2 pseudogenes are annotated in these 1,385 nt (G+C 79.0%); one reads left to right on the plus strand and one right to left on the minus strand.

The features are described from left to right. Positions 1–826 (minus strand): annotated as a pseudogene (locus tag AC2CJA_RS26655) (DNA-binding protein); the annotation flags it as partial. A 107-nt stretch (positions 827–933) separates the two neighbouring features. Between AC2CJA_RS26655 and AC2CJA_RS26660 the strand changes: the two are divergent. Next, positions 934–1,385: pseudogene (locus tag AC2CJA_RS26660) on the plus strand (hypothetical protein); the annotation flags it as partial.

The following is a 1,385-nucleotide window of genomic DNA, read 5'->3' on the forward strand; positions in this document are numbered from 1 at the left end:
GTGTGCGGGCGCGGCCGGGCCCCACGGGCGGCGGCAGCGGCTCCAGCCGGCGGTGGGCGCGGCCGCCGCGCAGATGCAGGGCCGCCTCCCGGGGCAGTACGACAGTGCGGGGCGCGGCCGGCAGCAGCAGGGCACGGTCCAGCAGCCAGCGCACCGGTGGGGAGGGAGTCTCGGAGACCTCGCCGTAGGGCGGCCCCCACACCAGCCTGGCGAGCATGGCCCGCGCCTCCTCGGGCGCCTGCCCCAGCAGGGCGTCCATCCGCTCCCGGTCGCCGAAGAGCGAGGCCAGGGACTCCAGCGCGCTCACCGGGTCGTGGGTGGTGGGCAGACCGGCGGCGGTCAGGATCTCCTGGAGGCGGCCGGGCGACATCCCCGCGGTGGCCTCGGCCAGGGACGGGCCCAGTCCGGTCGGGGAGGGCCGCGACGCGGACGGGGCGAGCAGCTCGCGGGCGGTGCGCACCAGCCGCAGCCGGTCGTCGCCGCCCCAGACGACCGCCCGCTCGCGCAGCAGGCCCAGCGCGCGCGGCAGTTCGTCCTCGCCGCCGGGCAGCAGTGCGGCCAGCTCCCCGTACGGGCAGGGGTCGGGCGCCACGGCCAGCGCCTCGGCGACCTGGAGGGCGAAGCGGTCCAGCCGCTCCAGCGCCCGCAGCACCGAGGTGCGGGCGCCCGCGCGGGTGGCGAGCCGGGAGAGATCGCCGGGGACGGGCGAGAGCAGGTCCGGGCGCGCCCGCAGCAGGGCGGCGAGCGCGTCGTCGGGGCGGGAGCGCAGCTCGTCGGCGAGCGTGCGGGGAGCCGCTCGGCGCTCCGCTGCGGGCTCTGTCGTCACCCGTACAACCGTACCGGCAGCCTGTGGACAACCGGTTCCGCGCGCGGGCGGTGCGGGTACGGTCGTGGCGTACGGATGGCAGGGACCAGTAGCCGCTGGGGTGTCGGGTGGGGATCGAGAGCGAACAGCTGGTCTTCGACTATCTGAGCCGGGTCGGGGATCTGGCGCACGGCACGGCCATGACGGCCGCCGAGCGGGCGCGCCTGGTGGCCGGGGTGCGCGCGGACATCGAACGGCGCCGCGCCGAGGCGGGCGGCGCGTACACCGCTGCCGGGGTGCGCAGGATCCTGGACGGCATCGGGCGGCCGGAGGACGTGGTCGCGGGCACGGGCGTCTCCGTGCCGCAGCCCGGGGAACACGGGCCGGTGGAGTCCCGGCCGGCGGAGCGCGGGTCCGTGAGGCGCGGACGGGCACGGGAGGCCCCGGGGGGCGGATCGGCGTCGCGCGGCGGTGTCCCGTCGCCGGAACGGCCGAAGCCCTCGGCCGCCGCCTCGCCGCCCCGTCCCGCGCCCGCCCACGTACCGGGCCCCCGGGAGAGCGGTCCCGACCGGTGGAGCGG

The organism is Streptomyces sp. ATLC9, from assembly GCF_057196705.1.